Source organism: Candidatus Kryptonium sp., assembly GCA_025060635.1.
Taxonomy (GTDB): Bacteria; Bacteroidota; Ignavibacteria; order Kryptoniales; family Kryptoniaceae; genus Kryptonium.
Genome location: JANXBN010000006.1, coordinates 134,463 through 156,662, shown reverse-complemented (window position 1 = coordinate 156,662; position 22,200 = coordinate 134,463). Strand labels below are relative to the sequence as shown.

General features: G+C 37.6%; 17 protein-coding genes. 2 read left to right on the top strand and 15 right to left on the bottom strand.

The genetic code is table 11. From position 1 onward, the window contains the following. Nucleotides 1-76: 76 nt before the first annotated feature. The 15 genes from NZ923_08865 to NZ923_08795 all read right to left on the bottom strand — a co-directional run bounded on the left by NZ923_08865 (nucleotide 77) and on the right by NZ923_08795 (nucleotide 20,459). Nucleotides 77-853: a hypothetical protein gene (locus NZ923_08865; protein ID MCS7230129.1), complete on the bottom strand. Its 777-nt coding sequence runs from the start codon at nucleotides 851-853 to the stop codon at nucleotides 77-79. Between the two features lie 4 nt (nucleotides 854-857). Further along, nucleotides 858-1,829: a DNA adenine methylase gene (locus NZ923_08860; protein ID MCS7230128.1), complete on the bottom strand. Its 972-nt coding sequence runs from the start codon at nucleotides 1,827-1,829 to the stop codon at nucleotides 858-860. A 37-nt stretch (nucleotides 1,830-1,866) separates the two neighbouring features. Further along, nucleotides 1,867-3,186 (bottom strand): adenylosuccinate lyase, encoded by a 1,320-nt coding sequence (purB, locus tag NZ923_08855; protein ID MCS7230127.1) that lies wholly within the window; start codon nucleotides 3,184-3,186, stop codon nucleotides 1,867-1,869. Nucleotides 3,187-3,200: 14 nt separating this feature from the next. Then, nucleotides 3,201-4,409: a trypsin-like peptidase domain-containing protein gene (locus NZ923_08850; GenBank protein MCS7230126.1), complete on the bottom strand. Its 1,209-nt coding sequence runs from the start codon at nucleotides 4,407-4,409 to the stop codon at nucleotides 3,201-3,203. Between the two features lie 4 nt (nucleotides 4,410-4,413). After that, nucleotides 4,414-5,058, bottom strand: a complete 645-nt coding sequence (locus NZ923_08845) for a glycerol-3-phosphate acyltransferase (GenBank protein ID MCS7230125.1) — start codon at nucleotides 5,056-5,058, stop codon at nucleotides 4,414-4,416. A gap of 90 nt (nucleotides 5,059-5,148) precedes the next feature. Beyond that, on the bottom strand, nucleotides 5,149-8,946 hold the full coding sequence (locus tag NZ923_08840; protein ID MCS7230124.1) for a hypothetical protein: 3,798 nt from the start codon (nucleotides 8,944-8,946) through the stop codon (nucleotides 5,149-5,151). A gap of 100 nt (nucleotides 8,947-9,046) precedes the next feature. Then, nucleotides 9,047-10,819 carry a carbon starvation protein A gene (locus tag NZ923_08835; GenBank protein MCS7230123.1) on the bottom strand — a complete coding sequence of 591 codons (1,773 nt, stop codon included), beginning with the start codon at nucleotides 10,817-10,819 and terminating at the stop codon, nucleotides 9,047-9,049. Nucleotides 10,820-10,837: 18 nt separating this feature from the next. Beyond that, nucleotides 10,838-11,191 (bottom strand): YraN family protein, encoded by a 354-nt coding sequence (locus NZ923_08830; GenBank protein ID MCS7230122.1) that lies wholly within the window; start codon nucleotides 11,189-11,191, stop codon nucleotides 10,838-10,840. After that, the gene (locus tag NZ923_08825) at nucleotides 11,160-11,864 is read right to left on the bottom strand and encodes a ribonuclease HII (GenBank protein MCS7230121.1); all 705 of its coding nucleotides are present in this window, start codon (nucleotides 11,862-11,864) and stop codon (nucleotides 11,160-11,162) included. The genes NZ923_08830 and NZ923_08825 overlap by 32 nt, the downstream gene beginning before the upstream one ends. Then, nucleotides 11,864-12,709 carry a geranylgeranylglycerol-phosphate geranylgeranyltransferase gene (locus NZ923_08820; protein ID MCS7230120.1) on the bottom strand — a complete coding sequence of 282 codons (846 nt, stop codon included), beginning with the start codon at nucleotides 12,707-12,709 and terminating at the stop codon, nucleotides 11,864-11,866. The genes NZ923_08825 and NZ923_08820 overlap by 1 nt, the downstream gene beginning before the upstream one ends. After that, the gene (locus NZ923_08815; protein MCS7230119.1) at nucleotides 12,699-14,447 is read right to left on the bottom strand and encodes a BamA/TamA family outer membrane protein; all 1,749 of its coding nucleotides are present in this window, start codon (nucleotides 14,445-14,447) and stop codon (nucleotides 12,699-12,701) included. Before NZ923_08815 ends, NZ923_08820 begins: the two co-directional genes overlap by 11 nt. Further along, a complete protein-coding gene (gene priA / locus NZ923_08810; GenBank protein MCS7230118.1) occupies nucleotides 14,425-16,923 on the bottom strand; it encodes a primosomal protein N' in 2,499 nt (832 codons plus the stop codon). Before priA ends, NZ923_08815 begins: the two co-directional genes overlap by 23 nt. Nucleotides 16,924-17,067: 144 nt before the next feature. Beyond that, nucleotides 17,068-18,234, bottom strand: coding sequence for a nickel pincer cofactor biosynthesis protein LarC (larC, locus tag NZ923_08805; GenBank protein ID MCS7230117.1), 1,167 nt, complete (start codon nucleotides 18,232-18,234; stop codon nucleotides 17,068-17,070). Between the two features lie 140 nt (nucleotides 18,235-18,374). Continuing rightward, nucleotides 18,375-19,775 carry an ATP-binding protein gene (locus tag NZ923_08800; protein ID MCS7230116.1) on the bottom strand — a complete coding sequence of 467 codons (1,401 nt, stop codon included), beginning with the start codon at nucleotides 19,773-19,775 and terminating at the stop codon, nucleotides 18,375-18,377. A 15-nt stretch (nucleotides 19,776-19,790) separates the two neighbouring features. After that, entirely contained in the window at nucleotides 19,791-20,459 is a 669-nt protein-coding gene (locus NZ923_08795; protein ID MCS7230115.1) for a response regulator transcription factor, read from the bottom strand. A 153-nt stretch (nucleotides 20,460-20,612) separates the two neighbouring features. Here NZ923_08795 and NZ923_08790 point away from each other — a divergent pair, with 153 nt between their 5' ends. After that, nucleotides 20,613-21,038: a hypothetical protein gene (locus NZ923_08790; protein ID MCS7230114.1), complete on the top strand. Its 426-nt coding sequence runs from the start codon at nucleotides 20,613-20,615 to the stop codon at nucleotides 21,036-21,038. Nucleotides 21,039-21,058: 20 nt separating this feature from the next. Beyond that, on the top strand, nucleotides 21,059-22,186 hold the full coding sequence (locus NZ923_08785; protein MCS7230113.1) for a c-type cytochrome: 1,128 nt from the start codon (nucleotides 21,059-21,061) through the stop codon (nucleotides 22,184-22,186). Nucleotides 22,187-22,200 lie beyond the last annotated feature (14 nt).

Below are 22,200 nucleotides of genomic sequence, written 5' to 3'. Positions count from 1 at the left end.
CCGACTTTGCATCTACCCATTTCCCGTTGATATAGTTTTTGAATACTTCAGCCATGTTAATGTCCTTTTTATTTTTTTACCTTTGATATATTTTAAGCAGTTTATTTATTGCTTTGCCGTAGAGGATCACTCTATCTGTCAGATTTTCAACTTTATTAATTTTAGATTTAAGCAGATCAAAGGTTAAATTTTTGTCCAACCAAAACTTAACTTCTCTATAATGGACATTGCTATCATTTCTCATCTCTATTTCACCGTGAGTTTTCCCTTCAACTTTAAATACAACCTTCTGAGCATCAAATTGATTTTGAGTTCTCGCTTTTGAATTTACAACGGAATAATGCTTAGTCAAAACATTAACAACATCTTCTTTCCAAAACACATGAAATTTGTTCTGGTCTTTCACAACTAAAAAATCAACCTCGCCACTATTAAAGATACTCTTGTTAAGAAAAGCACGAAGAATTGTTTTATCCTGTAATTTTTTACATAGTTCTTGCATTGGCTTTTGTAGTTTTAACTTACACTCAACTTTATTTTTTAAGTAATTTTCTCTATCTTTCGGGAAACTCTCTATACATTGAAGAAATAAATAACCAATTTCACTCATCACTTGAAATTCAGGATCTTCCTCAAATCTTGTTTTTCCATATAGGAAAATTTGCCATTTTTTCTCTCCACTTTTTACTGAATATGAATAACCCTCCAAATCAATGACATCTTTCTTAGCTCTGAGATCACTTTTAAATTCCCTGCCAATACCTAATAATTCTGCGAACTCGCGAGCATCAGCATGTCCTCTCATTTTCACATCTCTTGCCTTTATGGAATTCATTGCTTTCTTCTTGTACATGATATTATACTTTCTTTATTATTAGCAGTTCTTTAGCTTGTTTAACATGATTAGCGTTTTTCATTTTTCGGTTTAGACCTATTCTTGTTTCCCCCTGACCCATAGTGTAGCGTATAGGCAACTCAATAATTTCAAAATTTTTATACCATCTTCTTATAGTTGGTGAATCATTATAAGATAAAATAAAACCGCCCTTATGCTCCATTAAAAGATCGCGCAACAACTTATGATTAAAACCATCGTGATGAACGGGAAAATTCCTCTGTGGATATAATCCTCTAAAAAGAGTGCTATCCTCCCCTAAATAGTATGGCGGATCGCAGTATAGGAAATCATATTTAAATTTCGGTATTACTTCTTCAAACGAAGCACACCCAACTTTCAGTTTTTTAACATTAAAATTTCTAACCCTTTCTAAAAGATTACGATAAGTTTTTTCGTTTGCATAAACACTGGACATCCAACCTAAAAATCCAGGACCATAAGAAAGATTATGATTAAAATAATAATAAGCCGCTAATATTAATGGTGGCAATACTTTTTCGCCGTTCCAGTGTTTTTTTAGCTCCTCTTTAACTTTGTTATATACTGATTTTGTCGGGCTTAATTTTGACAGTTCTAAGTATAACTCATATGGGCATTCAATTTGAATTTTCCAATAATTTATCAAAATATCAAATATATCAAACCCTAGAACCTCAATCTCAAGCTCTTTAGCAACTGCAATCTCAATCGAAGCGCCACCTAAAAAAGGCGAAATCAACCTTGGAATGTCCTCAGGTAATCGTTCTATCACATAACCAACAGCCCAGCTCTTACCACCAGCATATCTTAAAGGTGAACCTAAATATCTTCTATATCCTCCTGATGGACTTCTTAACAAATTAAGAAATTTCAACTTTTGACTCATATAAGGCGAATCATGAAATAAACTCAACTGAAATGTAGGGGCAATCTGTTTTTCATTAAATTTCATTGTTCAATGATACAACACTTTTTTATTTTAATTTGAATCACTTACGCTTGTAAACTTCTAAAGTTTCAATCCCGATCTTCTCAAAAATGTAATCAATTTTAGCAAGCACGCTTTTGTAATCAAAGATTTTGTCAATTTCGTCATTGCTCATATACTTTGAAACATCTGGATCGCTTTTCAAAAGTTGCGCAAAATTTTCGCCCGTCCTCCAACTTCGCATAGCATTTCTTTGAACAACATCATATGCCTTCTCCCTTGTCAATCCCTTCTCAATCAAAGCAAGCAAAACCTTCTGCGAGAAAATTAAACCATTTGTCAAGTTCAAGTTCTTCTCCATCCTATCAGGATAAATGAGAAGCTTGTCAATTATATCAATCATCTCAGTCAGCATAAAATCAACAAGTGTTGTGCTATCTGGTATGATTATTCTCTCAACCGAGGAATGAGAGATATCTCTTTCGTGCCAAAGTGCTATATTCTCAAGTGCTGCTAAAGCATTTGCTCTTACAACTCTCGCAAGCCCAGAAACCCTTTCACATCTTACGGGATTTCGTTTATGTGGCATTGCCGATGAACCTTTTTGTCCTTCTGAAAAATACTCTTCCGCTTCCAAAACCTCGGTTCTCTGCAAGTGTCTTATCTCTGTTGCGAACTTCTCAAGCGATGATGCTATGACTGCAAGCGTCGTAAGATATTCCGCATGCCGATCTCGCTGAATTATCTGCGTTGAAACTGGTTCAACTTTTAAACCAAGCTTTTCACAAACATATTTCTCAACAAACGGATCAACATTGTCATAAGTCCCAACTGCACCTGCAATTTTACCATAAGATATGTTTTCAATTGCTTTCTTCATTCTTTCAATGTTTCTTTTCGTCTCCTCAAACCACAGAGCAAATTTAAATCCAAGAGTAATTGGCTCCGCATGCACCCCGTGAGTTCTACCTATCATCAAGGTATATTTATGTTCAATTGCTTTCTTTCTTAAAACTTCCGCTAACTTCTCAAGGTCGTCAAGTATTATTTCCCCAGCTTGCTTCATCTGGACTGCAAGACATGTATCAAGGACATCAGATGAAGTCATGCCGAAATGGATATACTTTGAAGCTTCACCGACATTTTCAGATACATTTGTAAGGAAGGCGACAACATCGTGTTTGACTTTCTCTTCAATTTCAAGAATTCGCTTAACATCAAACTTCGCTTTACTTTTTATTTCTTCAACAGCTGATTCAGGCACAAGCCCAAGTTTTGAATGCGCTTCAACTGCAAGGATTTCAATCTGAAGCCAAATGCTGAATTTGTTTTCATCCGACCATATTTTCTCCAATTCTGGTCTTGTGTATCTCGGTATCATAATTTTGCCTCCACTTATGATTTTTCAAGTTTCATTTTGATGTTGATCTCTTTCCCATCTCGTATGACCTTGAAATTCAAAACATCTCCAACCTTCGCTATTTTTATTATCTCAATCAAGCTTTGATCATCTTTTATCGGCTCACCATTTACTTCTACAATTAAATCACCTTCTTTAAATCCAGCTCTTTGAGCTGGGCTACCAGATGCCACATCAGTTACTATTACGCCTTCCACTCTCGGAAGTTTGAAATATCTTGCGAGATTTTCATCTAAAGTTTGAACTTTCATCCCAATTCTAAAATCACGATCAACCTTCCCTTTCTTGATTAAGTCGTCAATTATAGTTTTTGCTCTGTTTATCGGAATTGCGAAGCCAACCCCGACATTCCCCTGATTCGGCGTATAAATAACTGTGTTAATACCGATAACCTCACCAAGTGCATTCAACAAAGGTCCACCGCTATTCCCACTATTTATAGCTGCGTCTGTTTGAATCATATCTCTATAAATTCTCCCCTCAACAGAATGAAGATTCATCTTGACAGCACTTATAACACCAACCGTAACCGTCGGTTTGTTTCCAAGCTCAAACAACCCAAATGGATTTCCCATAGCAATTGCCCACTCACCGATTATGACATCGTCGGAATTCCCAAGGACAAGGTAAGGCAATCTTTCTTTGACATCAATCTTCAATACAGCGATATCAGACACAGGATCTTTACCGACAAGTTTTGCTTTATACTTTTCACCTGTTGAAAGCGTGACGATTATTTCTTTAGCATTTCCGACGACATGCTCATTCGTTACAACATAACCATCAGGCGAAATTATAAACCCAGAACCCAAGCTTCTCACAGGGACACGATATTTAAACCTATCTCCAAAAAAGTATCTAAAGAAGGGATCGTCTTCAAAAAATCTAAAAAATGGATCGGTATACTCTTCAATTGCCGTGACATTTATACCGACCACAGCTGGACTTGCCTTTGCTATTGCTTTTGTGATAGCATTGTGCCTTGCATCGTAAAGATCTTGAACGACATCATAGTGAGAGTTGTCAGAACGATTTGATTCTTGATATACCTTGTCGCTGGAAGATGAAATTTCGTAAAGGTCCCTTTGGTTGATCTTCGCAACCAAAGAATTAAGAGAATAACCCGCAATCATTCCGACGATCAAGACAGCTATAAAGCCAAAGAAGATAACCTTTTTCTTCATACCTTTAAACATCGCTTTGACGGAATTTATTTTTTAAAACTTTCCAATCCTTGATAAGTTGAGCAAGTGGTTTAAGATGTTTGATGAAGATCAACAGCGAGATTAAGATAACAAAAACGAGGAAATTTTCATCGTTTAGATTCAAACGACTGAAGGAGTTAAATAATTTTACAACTGGCAAGATCACCAAAGGCGTGAAGATAGTTGCCCATATATTTCCAGCGTGAACATTTCGGATCTTTGCATACGCAATTAACCAGAGAACACACCAGATGAAAACCACAGATGGATTTATTACGATAAAAACACCGACCGAAGTTGCAAGCCCACGCCCGCCGTAGAAACTTATCCAAAAGGAAAAATTATGCCCTAAAACTGCTGAAAATCCAGAAATAAGAACTAAAATTGAATCGTTTCCCAACAAACTTTGACAAACTTTCACAGCAAGAGCCCCCTTTAAAACATCAACAACTAAAACCGTAATTCCAATCAAAGCTGAACCAGTGACCTCATAAGCGTTCAAAGCCCCCACATTTCCACTTCCTACTTTGCGAATATCTATTTTCTTAAATGTCTTGACAAGAATAAAAGCGGTTGGGATAGAGCCAAACAAATAACCAATCAAAAACGCAGTTAGATATTTGAACATTGTCCGAAGAAATTTCTATTTCGCAATTTTCTACTCAAGCCCTGTGTGTGATTCATTTGAAAGTTAATAAAACAAAGAAAGATAACAAAATCATTTCAATAGCAAAACTTTTTGACTCCCCCAAAATTTCCCGTCCCCATCAAGTGAGTTTGCAAACATCGTAATAAAATATACACCTGAACCAACCATATTTCCAGAGTCATCTCTTCCATCCCATTCAACAACCTTGCGCCCGGGATCAAGCTTAGCATCAATCAAAGTTTTCACCTTTCGTCCCATAGCGTCCCAAACAATTAACTTAACACTTGAATATTCTGGCACATCAAACTCTATCTTTGCTTCAAGGTTGAAAGGATTTGGATAAGCTGGGAAAAGTTTATATTCTGATGGAAAGTCATAATTTGTGTTTGAGATATCAAACATCATCATTTTGCTGATATTCTCAACGCTTGCTATCACAATAGGATTAGATTCAATCAAATGTTCAATCTTTGCTTTCGGAACGATGAGCGTTAGAAGCACACTTTCACCTGTTTTTAGATATTTTCCACCATCAGCATAGAGTAAAATTACTGTTCTATTAAATTCATTTCTTGACCACGCAAGATTTAAACCAGCTGCGTCAGGCATTTTCCACACATCCTCAATCCTTGGCAAACCAGAAGATTTGAACTCTATTTGAATCCCGCGCAATTTTTCCTCATTATTAACAAGCTTAATCCTAACTTTGGCTAATTTATCCCCAGGATCAAAAACTTCAAACTTAATGATTCCCTTTGCGTGTGAAGAAATTTTTCCAAGCGCGAATAAATTTTCTATGTTTTGTTGTTCAATCATTTTATAAGCTGGCTTCCCGCTCACTGCGCTTATAACGCCAGAATAATTTGGCCAAGCACCAAGGGAAACCGCATCAACTATTACCGCAAGATCTAACTGCGTTAAAATATCATCACCTTCGCCATCCGTCGGATCGCCATTTCCGCCAGTCCCATAAACATCAGCGCTTCTTCTATCAGCTCTATCTGGATTTGAACCATCATAGCCATTTGGATTTGCTCCACCTCCGTAAAAAGATCTCACCCCAGTTAATGGATCATTTACTGAAACAGTTGAAAATTTTTCAATGACGACATCAGCAATTGATGTAATATCAGAAATATCAATGTTTCCGTCCCAATTTATATCACCATACTTTCTATGCTGAGTATACCCAGATGGGAGAAAGCGCGGAACAGTGATAGGAAATTGTGTGAATGAAATAACTTGCAAAGTTGTATAACCATCTGTGATGGGAAATGAAGAGGCTGTATTTGGAGGATCAACGAGACGAATCGTTGCTGGTGAGATATTTCTTAAGTTAATATAGTAAGTTCCATCCGTTGTTGGAGCATCAAAAGTTAAAACAGCAACAAGATAAGCGCCTTCAAAACTTCCAGCATCAGTAAGAAGCGACGAAGCTGTGTTTCCAGTTATCGTTACCCTAACACCACCAGAAATGTTGGTTTTGCTGATCGTAAAACTTCCAGCGATTGATGGATGGATAGAAACACTCGCTGAACTTATACTAATGCTTGTACTTGTAATTTCAAATGTGAACTGATGCACACCATGTTCAGGTGGTGTCCTATCAAGCCAAGTAAGGCGAACATAAACGATATTACCGGTTGAAGATGTTTGAACAGATATTGAATTTATAGAAAATCCGACTGTAAGTCGCTGATCCACAAGATCAGGAATCGTCAAACTTGCGAGATATTGATTAAGATAGCCCATAATTTGAGTAAATTGTCCTCCGACATAAATTCTACCAGATTCAACTACTGGAAGCAGAGTATATACAAGATTATTTGCATCTGGATTCCACGAAGTAACGGATCCTGTATTTATATCAATTCCCGCGAGATAATTTCTTGCAGCGCCTCCGATACTTGTAAACGCACCACCGCAGTAAATGGTGTTTCCGACAATTGCAAGCGAATACACAGTGTTATTTGCATTCGGATTCCAGCTCAACAAAGCTCCCGTGTTTGCATCTAAAGCTGCTATGTAATTTCTTGTCGTTCCGCCTATCGTTGTGAAAAAACCACCAACATAAACTCTCAAATCTTGAACGACAACTGCCCAAACCGTATTATTTGCGCTTGGAGCCCAGCTTAATAGCTCGCCTGTTGAAATATCAAACTTCGCCAAACGATTTCTCGTAAGACCATCAATTGTGGTAAACTCACCAGCAACATAAAGATGATTCCCGCTTACAAATAACCCATAAATTACACCATTTGCAGACGGATTCCATGATGTCAACTGTCCAGTTGATATGTTAAATGATGCAAGGTAATTTCGCGCCCTAGAAGCTCCCTGTGTTATGCTTGTAAAAGCTCCACCAACATATAAAATTGATCCTGAAGATGCAAAAGCTCGCACATCGCCATTTGCCGCCGGATTCCACAAAGTCAATGTCCCATCACTTAAATTGAAAGATGCTAATCTCGTTCTGGATTGACCAGCCACACTTGTAAATTGCCCTCCAATAAAAAGATAGCCACCAGCAATATGCATACTTAAAACATTGTTATTAGCCCCAGGATTCCAACTTGTTAGATTTCCAGTTGATAAATCAATGCTCGCAATATAATTTCTCGCACGAGCGTTTATACCTCCAAAATTTCCACCAACATAGATTCTACCACCATAACCAGATATTGCGCTGACGCTGTTGTTAAGAGCTGATGCATCCCAAGAAGTAAGCACAAATGAATTGTTAACGAGGTTAAATTTCGCTACTCTATTTCTTGATTGACCTGCTACTGATGTGAAAGCACCGCCGACATACACTTCGCTATCTATAGCAAAGACTGAATTTACTGTGGAGCTCGGATTTGGAGTCCACGGATCTAATGTTCCAGCTGGCGGTACTAAAGAAAAAGCACAAAGATAGTTTCTTGTTTGCCCAGCGATTGTCGTAAAAGAACCACCAACGATCAAATACCAAGCCCCGCCCCAAACGAGTGTAATTGAATTAACAGCGGCATTTGCACCACCAGTTGGATACCATACAACAGCCCCAGTTGAGGCATTGAGAGCAACGATTCGGTTGTATGTAGTTCCACCTATTTGCGTAAATGTCCCACCGATATACAGGATATTATATCCAATCAATTGAGAAGTTTCAAACAAAGCCATCGTAAAAACTACGCCATTTTGGACATCTGGATTAAAAGAAGTCACAGCTCCAGTGTTCGCATCAATTCCTGCAATCCGACCTCTTGAAACTCCCCCAATTGTTATAAAGGAACCACCAACATAGACAATACCTCCGTAAGGTACAATTGAATATACACTTGCGTTTGCACCTCCCGTTGGATACCAACTATCAACAGTGCCACTTGTTATGTTAATTCTTGCAATTCTATTTCTTGCAACGCCACCTATACTTGTAAAATCTCCACCAACATAAAGGTAATTCCCAACTCTTGCAAGGGCTCTAACAATTCCATTTGCTCCAGCTGGTAGAAAAGATAAATTAACAGAGCCATCTGGTAGAATATGCACTATGTTCGTCCTTGATACACTCCCAACCTGTGTGAAGTTTCCTCCCACAAACCATCCACCTGCACCATCGCTTACAACTGCAAGCACTGTTCCAGGTCCTGTCCCGCTCAAAATCCTCGGAAAAGATATAATTGCATCACCAGTGGTTCTATCAACAACTGCGCCAGCTGTTATCGGCCTATAAACTTGTGTAAATGTCCCCCCAAAATATAACAAATTCCCATCCCTTGCGGTAGCCCAGACGACTCCGTTCGTTACCCAAAAATTTTCCTCTATCGTTTGCCCATTTAGTTTAAAAGCAAGGATGAAAAATAATGTGAGAATTAATCTCTTCAAGCTCACACCTGTAAATTTTTCTTTAACTAAATATACAAACAGAAGCGAAATTTTGCCAAGAAATTAAATCTCCCAACCCTCGCTTGCCCATATTTCAACATCACTTTACAACTTCTGAAATTTTTCCCTTTTCAAGTTCGGAACGAAGTTTGAAAAAGTATTTAAATGTCAAAAACACCACCCCAAGCGCAAGGAACAACAAAAGCAAATCAGTTATCGTCAATGTCAAATTCTTTGACTCTATGTATCTTTTTAGTAGAATTGAAAGCGAAGTTATAGTTGTTAGAATCATAAAACCAGCGGGAATCGCTGCGAAATATGCTTTTATTGATTTTTGCGCAAACCATGCCGTCACTGCAACAAGCGTAAGCGCCGCTAAAAGTTGATTAGCCGAGCCAAATATCGGCCAAATCTTTTGATAACCATTTGAAAAAGCAAGCAACGCAGTTAGAACTATCCCAAGAATTGAGTTAAAAACTCTTGAACCTAAAATCGCAGGTTTTACAACAAATAAAACATTCCACAGCTCTTCAAAGAAATATCTCATCAACCTGAACAATGTATCTATTGTCGTTATCAAAAATCCCTCAAGCATCAAAATCCCAAAAACAGTTCCATATGAAATCGGTATCCCAAGCCCTGTGTTAAGTATTTTACCAACGCTTACAGCAAAAGCAAGCGGAGCATTCCCTTGCCTAAGATTTCCGTCTTGCATCGGCCAAACTAATTCCTTGTAATGTTCAAAATCAACAGCTCCAAGTATCGCAAGCGCAACCGAAAGCCCAAGCAATGATTCAAGAAGCATAGCACCATATCCAATAAGATGCGCATGCTTTTCATTCGCAAGCTGTTTTGATGTCGTCCCAGTTGCTATCAAAGCATGAGCCCCCGAAACAGCACCACAAGCAATTGTCACAAATAAAAACGGCCAAACAAGGCCAAGCGCTTGCATTGATTCCAAATTTATGTTAAAAGCAGGAGCTTGAATCTTAACTCCAGCAAAACCACTTCCTAAAATTCCTAATATCAAACCAGCAAGACCTATGTATAAAAAATGAACATTTGTAAAATCACGAGGTTGCAAGATCACCCAAACAGGAATCCAAGATGCGATGAAAGAATAAACAAGAATAATTATCATCCACGCCTTTGGTTCAAGCGTCACAGGATATTCAAACCCAGCAATAACTGAAATCAAAGCTATCGCCAAAGCAACAAAACTCGCAATCAATGTCTTAACACGCTTTTTATAAAGCAGATAACCAACCAATGGAGCAAGCAATGTTATAATTATAACCGATGTTGACGCTATACCACCTATCTTTCCATGTGGCTCGCCATTTATAATCGTCGTTTTCAAAAGCGTTTGATCCGGCGAAAGCCCAAGCTTTGAAATCGGATAATAAGATGTTAAAGCTATCGCTGTAAGTTGAAGAAAAGCAGCATTTACAAGCATGATAAGCAAAATCGCAAACGAAAGGAAAAAAGCAAAACCTGTATTCCCAAGCGTCTTTCTCGCTATATGAGCTATTGATCGTCCATTTTCCCTTACGCTTACAAACAAAGCAGAGAAATCATGAACTGCGCCGATGAAAATCACACCCAGCAAAAGCCACAACCACACCGGAACGAAACCGTAAATCAAAGCAAGAGTTGGTCCAATGATCGGACCAGCAGCTGCAATTGAAGCATAATGATGTCCAAGCAAAACGATCGGTCTTGTTGGAACATAATCAACCCCATCGTTTATCCTAACTGCAGGTGTTGGGATGTTGGGATTCACTCCAGCTTTGCGAGCAACATATTTTCCCCATGTAAAAAAACCAATTAACAGCCCGATTACCGATAAAAGCATCGCTAACGCAAGATTCATATCGCACCTCCCAATTTTTTAATGAAATGCGTTTTCAATGTGATTTATCCTCGGCTTTCCACCTTTAAACATTATCCCAATGAAATCAAATCTACACTCCGAAAACTTAACATCGTTCGTTTGAAGAAAAGCAGATGCTATCTTTTTTAACTGTTCTCTCTTCCTAATTGTAACAGTATCTTCCGGCGTTCCAAAGTCCTCCGAAAACTTTGTCCTAACTTCAACGAAAACAAGCACATCCCCATCCATTGCAATTATATCAATTTCTCCATGCCCGAATCTGTAATTTCGCTTCAAGATTCTATAGCCTTTCCCACTCAAAAATTTAACAGCAATATCCTCACCTAACTTTCCTTTGAAACCTTTTTTCATCAAATAGCTCAATCTGTGTTAATTTCTTAAGAATTTTACGAACAGGAGCATAAGATCTTCTGTGGATCCTCGTGAGCCCATACTTCTCAATCGCCAAGAGATGTTCTTTCGTCGGATAACCTTTATGTTTTGAAAAGCCATAATTTGGAAAAATTTTATCATAATGCTCCATAAGTTCATCTCTCAAGACCTTAGCAATGATAGACGCCGACGCAATTGAAATTGATTTCTTGTCTCCCTTGACTATGTTCTTTATGATGCTTTTCCCACCATCGTGATTTAACAGATCAAAATTAACATCAAAAAAATTTCCATCAACCAACACAACCTCAGGCTTTATCTCAAGCTCAAGCAATGCCCTGATCATCGCAAGCTTTGTCGCTTCCCTTATGTTAATCCTATCTATCTCATCACTTGACGCTATTCCAATTCCGATATCAATCGCATTTTCTGAGATCATTTTAAAGAGCTCTACCCTTAACTTCGCCGGAACCTTCTTTGAATCGTAAATCAATGGATTAAAATAATCTTTATGAAGTATGATTGCACACGCAACGACAGGACCAGCAAGCGGCCCACAGCCAGCTTCATCAACCCCAGCTATGATTGAATAACCTTGAGCATAAAATTCATTTTCTATCTTTGTCATCTCATCTCGCAGTGTAACTATCATCAAAAACTACCAAAGTAAATTGCGAATAAACCGATCAACATTTCAAATTTAAGAATGTTGCTTAATCTGTTCAAATTTTGCCTGCTCTTATCCTTTATCAACGAAATTATCACGAAGATCAAACCAACATCAACGCCCAAAATTATCAAAGCATAAAAATGATTGTAAATTCCGACAAGATACGGAACAAAAGTTGCCAAGATCAAAACAATGAAAACAAGAACCGAGATAAAAACCGCCCTTTCAACCCCACTAACTATTGGAAATGTCCTAATACCAGCCTTGCTATCACCTTCAATATCTTCAATGTCCTTTACGATCTCGCGCCCGAAATTTATCAAAAATGCAAAAACGAAAGGAAATATAGAATCCCTAAAATTTCCAACCACGCTCCCAGCGAACACGAACGCAAGTCCAGTCATAAAAGCAACTGTAAAGTTTCCAACAAGAGGAACACCTTTTAACTTATAACTATAAAGAAAAATCACAAAGACAGAGAAAAACGCAATCCCAAAAGCAACCTCATTTAAAAAAGAAGCGAAAAATAAACCCGCGGTCGTCAAAACAAAATAAATCAACAAGGCAAATCCTCTGCTTATCAATCCTGATGGTATAGGTCTATTCGGTTTGTTCACCTTGTCAATCTCAACATCAAAATAATCATTTATAACATTCCCACCAGCGTCAATCAAAGCCCCAGCGATTCCTGCAAGCAGTGCAAGTTTAAACAAATCAGGAAGTCCCTTTCCAAAAATTAAAACACCAAAAAATATCGTCAACCCCGCAATCAAAACATTAGACGGACGAATTATCTTAACTATCCCAGTTGCTTTTCTAAAATTCACTTTCAACTCCCACATGTATTTTTCCTGTTCTAAAAGAATCACCCTTGCCAAGACCGTAAACCAAATTCAATTTTCCAATGCCTGTCTTTAACCTAATCCCAACTCCGTATCCATACCTTATCGCTTCAAACGAGCTGGTTATTCTCGGCAAAATCACCGGACGATAAATATAACCCACATCAAAAAACAAAAATATGTTGAAATCATCACCCAACATGAATCTATCTTCCAAATTTAGCCATATTGCTCGCGTCGCAAGAAACTCCCTCTCCCTGTATCCGCGCAATGTCTTCATCCCGCCGAACCTAAACACATCACTTTCATCAAGCCCATCACCATAAATTATCACAGCATTAAATCTCGGAACGAGGACACTTTTCAAAATTTTTTCAAAATTCAGATAAAAGTCAAGCGAAAAATGGAATTTGTTTATATTAACCCTCCGCCTCATCTCGGAAGTTAATAATTTTTCTGGGCCGAGAATTCTTTTGCTGCCAAGCTCATACAAACTTGAAAAATAAACACCAGACCTCGGAAAATCCGCATTGTCCCTTGAATCATACAAAATTCCAAAGCCTGCGTTTAAGCTCACGCTTTCAAAAATTTGATAACCAATAAATTCTGTCGCTGTTGGTATAACAACTTTTCTTGAAATATAAAGCGATGCTTTTAGAATTTCAGAGAGTTTTTCAGAGCTTGTCAACTCAGCTGAAAAATTTAACTTTGGCTCCCTGACAACATAACTTGAATCTTGCTTCCGTTGATAAAAATAAATCTCTGCGCTCAATGGAAAATTTAGAACATATGGCTCCAAGTAGTTAAGCTCAAATTCCTGCGTTTCACGCGTTTCCGCGTTCCATCTTACTCCAAATCTTCGCCCCGTGCCGAAAAGATTTTTCAAAGTTATGTTTATATATCCAGTAAAATATCCCGCAGTGGTTTCGGTTTTCGGAACATAACCAACCACGCCATCAAAAAAATTCGTTTTCGCCTCTTTAACTCTGATTAAAATTCCCGCTATCGTATCGGAGAAAAAAATTATTGGTTCTTCAACTGACTCAAACAATCCAATTTTCATCAATCGTTTCTTTACCTGACTCAACTTTCCTTCACGATAGATCTCCCCCTTTTTGATTCTCATCTCCCGAAGTATCAGATCTTCCTTGGTTAATTTGTTTCCTTCAATCCTTATCTGATCAATTTTTATCAGTTTCCCTTCGGTTATGTTAAGTTTAAAATTAGCAAATCCTTCTTCGTCAAAATCCAAATCCGAGACCTCAATTTTAGCAAGAGGATATCCAGCGTTTGAATATGCATCAAGAATTTTTCCGATCCTGCTTTTTAAAATCTCTGGCAAAAATATCTCCCCTCGTTTAAAACCAGAAATTTTAAGTATATCGTCGGTAGAAAAAAATTGATTGCCCGATATCTCCACTTTTCCAAACTTCGCCCGCTCCCCCTCGGTAAGATAAATTTTCAAAACCCCATTGCTTTTTATTGAGTCAATCCTTGCAAAATAGAAACCGTTTTCAATGTAAAGATTTAGAATCTCGCTCTTCAACGCCTCAATTTTTTCATACGAAATTTCACCATCACGAATGATTTCTTGAACCTTGCGTTTTATTTCCCTTGATGACAGATTTTCGTTGCCGTAAACTTCAACTTCAATTGCTTGAGATGCAAGCAAATTGGAAACGAGAAGAAGAAGGGAAATTTCAAATAGTGCTTTGCGGATCAACATCAATTATTAATTTCACGCCTTTTGAATTTAATTTTGTTTCAAACTTTTCTTTCAACTGCCATATTATCTCTGCAACCCCTTCGCCAGTTTTATCAACATGTTTCGGAATTTTCATTATTATGTGGTATCTGTAATTTTGATTTAACTTTGGTATCGCAGCTGGCGCAGGACCAAGGATTTGGATCGGCTGGTGGATTCTTGTCCTCAACTCTTTTGCGAACTCATCCGATGCAAGTTCAACATTTTTCTCGTTTTTCCCCTTGAACTCTATCAACACGAGCCGAGTGAACGGTGGATAATTCAAATCTTTCCTTATCCTCAATTCCCTCTCGTAAAATTCAAGCGTCTTATGTTTAACCACATAATCAAAGATGTAATGATCCGGTTGAAAAGTTTGAATTATCACTTCCCCTTCTTTCCCACTTCTTCCAGCTCTACCGGCAACCTGCGTTAAAAGTTGAAATGTTCTCTCACTTGATCTAAAATCCGGAATAAGCATCGGTATGTCAGCAGAAATAACACCTACGAGAGTCACCCTTGAGAAATCAAGACCTTTAGCAACCATCTGCGTTCCCAACAAAATATCAGCTTCACCGTTGGCAAACTTTTGCATGATTTTATCGTAGGATCTCTTCCCCATCGTCGTGTCAAGATCCATTCGTATGACCTTCACATCAGAGAAGATTTGGCTTATTTCATCTTCAACCCTTTGCGTTCCAACTCCTTTCAATTTTAGTTTAATCCCACCACATTTACGACACTTCTCGGGGACATTTTTAACGAAACCACAATAATGACATCTCAAATGATTCTGCGCCTTATGATAAATCAAAGTAACGCTACAATTATCGCACATCTCAACATAGCCACAATCTTGACATTCAATATAAGTTGAATACCCTCTCCTATTCTGAAAAATTATTACGCCTTCCTTTCTTCGCGCTCTCTCCTCAATTTTTTGCGCCAAAAGATTTGAGATTGAGGTTTTATTTCCGTGTTCTTTTCTCTCCTTTATCATATCAACGATTTCAATTCTCGGCATCTTTGCGTTGTCAACTCGTTCAGGCAAAACAAGCAAATGATATTTTCCGGTTTTCGCGTTGTAGTACGACTCAAGCGATGGCGTTGCAGAACCAAGAATGACGACGGCATCGTTCAATTTGCCCCTCATTATAGCAACATCCCTTGCGTTATATCTTGGAGAAGTGTCAAATTGTTTATATGAGCTTTCTTGTTCTTCATCAACAACTATTAAACCAATTCTATCAAGCGGTGCAAAAATAGCCGACCTTGGACCGATCACAATTTTGTAAGCTCCATCTTTTATCATCCTCCATGAATCATATCTTTCACCTATTGACATCTTGCTATGTAAAACTCCAACTATATCTCCGAAGTTCTTCTTAAAACGATTTACAATTTGTGGCGTAAGCGAGATCTCAGGGACGAGAACTATTGCGGTTTTACCAAGATTTATTACTTCGTTTACTGCCTCAATGTAAATTTGAGTTTTGCCGCTTCCGGTTACGCCGTAAAGCAAAAATGTTTTGAATTCCCCCGAAGTTATCGCCTTTTTTATCTCAGCAAATGCCTTACTTTGATGTTCATTTAACTCAACCTTTTTATCCGGCTCATCAAATTCATATTCAAATTTTCTCACAACTTCCCTCTCATTGATCTCAATCAGTCCTCTTTCAACGAGCTTTTTTATTGTATGTGCTCCTGCACCAGTTATTTTTAAAACCTCTGAAAGCAAAACTTCGTTTTTTCCTTTTCTAAACCGATCAATTAAAAACAACAAAACCTCAACTTGTTTTGGCGATTTCTTTTCAATTTCAGAAATAACTTGAGCAAGTTTCTTTAAATTCTCAGCATACGGCTTTGAGATTGAGATAAATTTTTCAAATTTCGTCTTTGCCTTTTGTTCCGGGAGATGCTTTTCAATTTCAACATAACCAAGCGACTCCAACGCATGAAGAATTGAGTAGATGTTTTTGAAGTTAAACTTACTTTTCAAAGCTTTTATAGCGATAGGCGAGTTCGTTTTCAAAAGAAATTTCAAAACCTCCGCTCGTTTAGGCGAGCTTTTCTCCATGTTTGACAAGACATCTGGCTCAGGTTGACGACGAAGTTTAACGATTCTTTTGCTTTCAAGGATTGTCCCAGCCGGAAGAGCCGTTTTCAAAACCTCGCCCCAACTTGTAAGATAGTAATCAGCAACCCATTTCGTAAGCTTCAACATCTCATCAGAAAAAACAGGAACTGGATCAAGAACATCTTTTATCTCTTTTAACTTGTGCCATCCGCTTTGTCCCAAGATATCAACGATTATACCTGTCAATTCCTGCTCACCAAATGGAACTATAACCCTTTTGCCAATCGCAATATCTTCTCTCAATTCATCAGGGACAATGTAAGTGAAAAGTTTATTTACAGGAACAGGAAGCGCAACATTTACATAAAGGTTCTTCATAAATTTTTTCAATTTTTTAGTTTACACCCATTTACAGCAACGATAAAACAACAAAACTAACCTCTACAGTTAAGAGAGCAAATCTCTTGAAACATCAAAAACTATTTAAACTTCGCAGAAAGATCACTTACAAAAAATAAATCCCTAAACCGAAACGAGCGATTCAAGAATTTTGTAAACTTGAATTAACGGGATATTTCTTTCCTCAGCGATTCTCTTGCACTCTTCAAACTCTGGGACAAGTCGCTTTGAGTCATTGACGAAAACAAGTTTAAACTTTACTTTTCCAAATGGTGTGTCAATTTCTTTTTGCTCCCTCGGTAATTTTTTGCGTCTTATCTCAATAATTCTAACTCCAAGTGTCGTCGTCTGCGTGAAGATAATTTTTAACACATCTTCAAGTTTGAATTCCGAAACAAGAGCCGAAAGCAAAATTCCAGGTCGTCCTTTTTTCATATATATTGGAACTAAATAAGCGTCGTTTGCACCGGAAGCCAGGAGTTTTTCAATTACATATGGATAAAGTTCTGGATTCATATCATCTATGTTCGTTTCAACGAGAAGAAGCTTTTCCTCACCATATTTTTCTTCTATCTCACCGACAATAACCCGCAGAAGATTTACTTGGTCTGGAAGCTCGTAATAACCTGCGCCATATCCGATAGAATGAACCTTGATTGTTTCTTTTTCAAGTCCATATTCAGCAAGTGTTGCAATTATTGCCGAACCTGTTGGAGTTGTTAATTCAAATGGTACATCGGTAAGGACGATCGGGAAATTTTTAAGCATCTCAATCGTTGCTGGTGTTGGCACAGGTATTCTTCCGTGTTCCGTATTTACAGATGTCCCAGAGCCAAGCGGAATTCTTGAAGCGTAAATTTTCTCTATTCCCAATTTCTCAATGCAGATCGCAGTCCCAACTATATCAACTATTGAATCAACAGCTCCAACCTCATGGAAGTGCACTTCATCAATTGATACATTATGAATTTTCGCTTCAGCTTGAGCAAGTGTGTGAAAAATTTTCTTCGCTGTTCCTTTGACAAATTCAGACAAATCGCTTTTATCAATTATCTCAAAAATATCAGAAAGATGGCGATGTTCATGCTCTTTTCTTTCTACGATCACATCAAACTTCGTTGCACTTATCCCACTTCTTAAAACCTTTTTAACGCCAACATCAAAATTTCCCAAGTTCAATTTCAAAATTTCTCCTTTAAATTCCTCAAAATCAATTCCAGCATCAATCAATGCTCCCACAACCATATCTCCACTTACACCCGAAATCGCATCAAAATAAGCAATTTTCATTTCCCAAAAGATTTTTTGATAAAATTTAATCGCTCAAAATAACATAATCAAGACGAGAGTTGAAAACGAATATCCGTGGTGAGCAAAAGATATCTTAGCTTAAAATCAGGCATGAGAAAGCCAAGTTATTAACTGCAAAATTAAGATCTATCTGGCAAATAAATTACAAATTTGGTTCCTTTCCCGAGTTGACTGTAGACCTCAATTTCCCCAGCAAGTATATCAATTATAGCTTTCGTAAGCGAAAGCCCAAGTCCCGTCCCAGATGGATTTATCTCAAACGCATTCTTGCCCCGATAAAACCTATCAAAAATACGAGGCAAATCATCCTCGCTTATACCAATCCCAGTATCAGAAACAGAGATCTTAACTTTCCCATTCTCACGCTCGCAAATTATCTCAACTTTACCGCCAGAGTTTGTATACTCAATTGCATTATCTACTATATTTTTTAACGCTTCAAACAAAAGCCTGTCATCCGTCGTCAAGAAGACATCACTGCTACAGTCAAATTTTACTTTTACATTTTTCTGCTTCGCCTTGAAATTGAAAAATAGAACCAATTCACGAATCAAATCCGAGACACAAATTTTATCAAAGTTTGCTTTCACGATCCCAGCATCTGCCTTTGCAAGATAAAGCATTGACTTTATTATTGAAATTGCTCTGTCGGTTTGCCGTTGAATTGCGTTTAAAGTATTTATGTATTCACTTGTTCGTCTTTTCCTCATCAATGTGACTTCAATTTCATCTTTTATAACTGTAAGCGGTGTTAAAAGCTCGTGCGCTACATCAGATGTGAATTGAGAAATTTGGTTAAATGACCTCTCCAATCTCTCAAGCAATCTGTTAAGCGTGTTTACGAGTTTCACAACTTCATCTGGATATTTGCTGTCATTTAATACGATCCTATCGGTTAAACTTTCCGCCGTTATTTTATCAGCCCTTTCTATCACTTGCTCAAGAGGACTAATCAACCTTGAGACGATCAAATTCCCACCATATGATGCGATCAAAAGCGCAAGCACAATTGCAATTACAATAGAAGTTTTCAGAAATCCCATCGCTGTCTGAACAGCGCCCTCAAACTTTGATATCTCAACGATTCCGTAAAATTCACCATTAAAATAAATCGGATGATAAAAAATTCTCAACCTTTTCCCATCTATTAACACTTCATTCGCACAACCAAGTTTCTCTTTATTGGGATTAGGCAATAAAAAACCAGCTCTTTTTAAATTTTCCGATATAGCGACGATGTTCAAATCCTTATCAAATACTCTAAAGAAAACCGATGCCTCATTGAGGTAAAAATGTTTTACCTCATAAAATTCGGTAGAATCAACAAAAGAAAAGCCTTCTGCGCCAAATTTTATCTTTTCAATAAGCTCCTTTGCTTCTCTGTGAAGCAGGATGTCAATCTCCCTGTGAAGCGATTTATCAAGATATATGTAAATTCCTATCTCAGCCAGCAAGACAGTAAGCGTAAAAACAAATAAATACCACAAGTTTAACCTAAATTTCAACGATTTGTAATTCATATCGCTTCACCTGTTTTATTCAAATTTTAAAACATAGCCGACGCCGCGAACTGTGTGAATCAATTTCTTTTCAAAACCGCTATCAATCTTCTTGCGCAGATAATTAATGTAAACATCAATGTAATTTGTCCCAGTGTCAAAATTTATTCCCCAAACATTTTCACCTATCTCCATTCTTGAAACAACCCTTCCTTGGTTTACCGCAAGATAATATAAAAGATCGTATTCCTTAGGGGAAAGATAAATTTTTTTCCCACCCCTTGTGACAGTTCTGCTTATCGGATTTATAACGAGATCGGCGATTTGAATTGTAGAAGAAACTGTCTTCGCACGCCTCGTCAAAGCTCTTATCCGCGCAAGCAGTTCTGAATATGAGAACGGTTTAGTAAGATAATCATCCGCACCGGCATCCAAGCATTTGACTTTGACATCAACCGCATCAACCACGGTCAGCATTAAAATTGGGACCGAAATTTTATTTCTTCTTATTTCTTTACAAACCTCAAGACCATCCTTTTTCGGCAACTTCAAATCAAGAATTATACAGTCATACTGCCCCGAAATAGCCATTGAAATACCCGATTCCCCATCATAAGCCACATCAACACTATAACCAGCTTCTTTCAAACCTTTCTTCAATGCTTTTGTCAATTCTTTTTCATCCTCAATCAAAAGTAACCTCATACGCTATCTTAAACTTTGTTGCTACTTTATGAAACTATACAAAGTTAATTCCGTCAAAATTTACAAACAAGCTTTTGCAGGGATAAATTAACGAATTCTAATCAGTTTTTTAGCGAGTTTTTTCATAAATTTAAAACAAAAAGGTTAAAAACTATGCCTCTCCACCCGATTTTCGTTCATTTCCCGATCGCCCTTCTAACGAGTTATATTCTTTTTGATATACTTTGGATGATTTTCCAAAAGGACTGGCTCAAAAATTCTGCCCTTCTCATTCTTTTTCTCGGCTTAATTTCCGTAGTTCCATCACTATTATCAGGTGAAGCCGCTGCGGAAAATTTTGAAGAAGTTTCTCAACTCAAGGACTTAATTGAATCACATGAGACATTTGCAAAACTTACGGGGATTACCTTCCTCATCGCTATGATCCTTAAGGTGGTTTTGATCCGAACTGGAAAATTTAACTTCAAAACAAATCTGATCGTCTTTGCAATTTCACTAATTGGATTGTTTTTCTTAATCCAAACAGGAATTAAAGGTGGAGAACTTGTCTATAAACACGGTGTTGGAATACTTTACTAAAAATATAGAAAGATTCTGAAATGAAAAAAATTGTTTTTATCCTCGCTCTTGCTACTGGATTCGTCTTCGCACAGCAAGATACAACGGAACAAGCAATTGATCTTGAGATAGTAAAAACGATGAACGGAAAACAAATTTATGAAGCATTTTGTGTGAAATGTCACGGGATAGATGGAACCGGTAATATATCCGAGGAATTAAAGCAAAATTGGGATACCTCACCTCCTGACTTTACGGATGGATATTTCAACTCAAGAGAACCACGAAGAGATTGGTATGCAGTGATAAAATACGGAGGCGCAAGCAGAGGACTATCACGAATAATGCCAGCTTTTGGTGACGCATTTACCGATCAACAAATCTACGAGATAATTGAACACATAAAATCTTTTATAGATCAAAGGAAATATCCCCAGGGCGAAGTTAACTTCATCAGGTCTCACTATGTAACAAAAGCATATCCAGAACAAGAATTTCTTTTGATTCCAACATATACCTACAAAACCGAAAATAACCTAAAAATTACCGATACAAAAGTCGTTCTATACTATGCAAATAGGTTCGGGACAAGGTTTCAATACGAGATCAAACTTCCACTACAAAATTTAAGTTCATCAGCTAAAAATGAAACTGGCATAGGTGATCTTGAGCTTGGATTGAAGTATGCGTTTTACGACAATTATAAGAATTTATCAATCTTAACAGGTGGATTTGAAATTTCACTTCCAACCGGAAACGAGTCAAAGGGCTTCGGTAAAGGAACTGTTCTTCTGAATCCATATATTGCAATTGGTAAGGGAATCGGCGATAAAATTGAGCTCCAAGGTAGTGTTAAAATTGAAACACCAATTGAAAGAAACAAGGCAAATCCCGAGTTATTTTACGCTCTTTCAACAACGCTTGTAATTCCGGAAGGCAAAAGAGGCTTTTTCCCTGGCATTGAGCTCGCTGGAGTTAAAACATTCGGCACAAATGAACACACAATTTCAATAATTCCAAAAGTTTACATCGCTCTCACAAAGCGAGGTCATCTCGCTTTATCAATTGGAAGGGAAATTCCAATCTATGGTGATAGAACATTTAAATATCGCTATGTCGCCTTTCTACTTTGGGAGTATGTTGACGGTGGGATCTTAAGCGGCTGGTGAAAGAATGTTGTTTT